Below are 1360 nucleotides of genomic sequence, written 5' to 3'. Positions count from 1 at the left end.
GGCGATCGGCTACGGGCAGCCGCCGTGGATCTCGCTGGTGCTGGCGTTCTCGTTCGCGACGTACGGCCTGATCAAGAAGAAGGTCAACATGGGCGGCCTGGAGTCCCTGGCCGCCGAGACCGCCGTGCTGTTCGTGCCCGCGCTCGGCTTCCTGCTGTGGCTCGGGGCGCGCGGCGAGTCGACGTTCGCCTCCTCGGGCGCGGGCCACGGGGTCCTGCTCGCGGTGACGGGGCTGATCACCGCGATCCCGCTCGTGGCCTTCGGGGCGGCGGCGATCCGGGTGCCGCTGTCGGTGCTGGGCCTCCTCCAGTACCTGGCGCCGGTCTTCCAGTTCGGCCTGGGCATCCTGTACTTCCACGAGGAGATGCCGCCCGAGCGGTGGGCCGGCTTCGCCCTGGTCTGGGTGGCGTTGGCCGTCCTGACCTGGGACGCGCTGCGCACGGCACGGCGTACGAGGGCCGAGGCCCTGCGCCTCGCGGTACGGGCCGCGGAGGCGCAGGTGCCGACGGGTACCGATTCCGCCTGGGCGTCCGCCGGCCCGGACGCCGGCGCTCCCGCGTCGGGCACCGACGCCGGGCCGGGCGGCCCGGTGGCCCCGGAGCGCACGCCCGCGCCCTGAGAATCGGCGGGCCGGACCGGGCGGGGCGCGCAAAGGGCTCGGCGGGGCCTCAGCGGAGGGCCGCCTCGATCCGGTCCATCACGTCCCGCCAGTGGGCGCGCCGCGCCTCCCGCTCCTCCGCACCGCTGAGGTGCTCCTGGTGGAAGCGGAGCACCGCGCTGCCCTCCGAGCGGCCGGGGGACACCGTCATCTGGACCGTCGTCGGCCCGTGGGTGAGCCGGACGCGGTCGCCGGGGCGGTAGCTGCGGAGCTCGCCCTCGACGCCGTCGTCCGTGCGGTATCCGGCACCCTTCTCGGTGGGCAGCCGCACACCCGGCCCGAGCCAGAGGGCCACCCCTTCCTCACTCGTCACGAACTCCCAGAGCGCCTCGACGGGCCCGGGCAGGGTCCGGGAGACCCCGATCTCCCATCCCGCGTCCTCTGTCAGTCCGGTCGGCATCGTCCCTCTCCTTCCGCTCGTCCGGCACCGTCGCCTGGCGGGGCGGTACGGGCGCGGTGGGCCCGCACCTTGTGGCGGTTCCCGCAGCGGCCCATGGCACACCAGCGCCGCCGGCCGGGCCGGGAGGTGTCGACGAAGTGGAGGGCGCATTCCACGGCCTCGCACTCCCGGATGCGGTGGGCGTTCGGCCCGGTGAAGAGCTCGACCGCGTCCCGGGCGACCGTCGACAGGAGCGCCGTGCCCGTCGCGCCCGGCGCCCACACCCTCCCGCCCGAGGGAGTCACGGCCGCCACCAGCGGGGG

The 1360-nt window shown here is 75.7% G+C and carries 3 protein-coding genes; 1 reads left to right on the top strand and 2 read right to left on the bottom strand.

Translation table 11 applies throughout. From position 1 onward, the window contains the following. Positions 1-619: EamA family transporter (locus tag IH13_RS0106425; protein ID WP_031081786.1), on the top strand; the 619-nt coding region annotated here is incomplete at its 5' end. 49 nt (positions 620-668) lie between these two features. Here the strand turns inward: IH13_RS0106425 and IH13_RS0106420 are convergent. Next, positions 669-1058 (bottom strand): SRPBCC domain-containing protein, encoded by a 390-nt coding sequence (locus IH13_RS0106420; RefSeq protein ID WP_031081783.1) that lies wholly within the window; start codon positions 1056-1058, stop codon positions 669-671. Beyond that, the coding region (locus IH13_RS0106415) for a CGNR zinc finger domain-containing protein (RefSeq protein ID WP_031081781.1) at positions 1043-1360 on the bottom strand (318 nt) is incomplete at its 5' end. The genes IH13_RS0106420 and IH13_RS0106415, both read right to left, overlap by 16 nt.

It is taken from the genome of Streptomyces sp. NRRL WC-3549 (assembly GCF_000721935.1).
In the GTDB taxonomy this organism is placed as follows: Bacteria; Actinomycetota; Actinomycetes; order Streptomycetales; family Streptomycetaceae; genus Streptomyces.
This window is presented reverse-complemented; position numbering and strand designations above follow the sequence as displayed.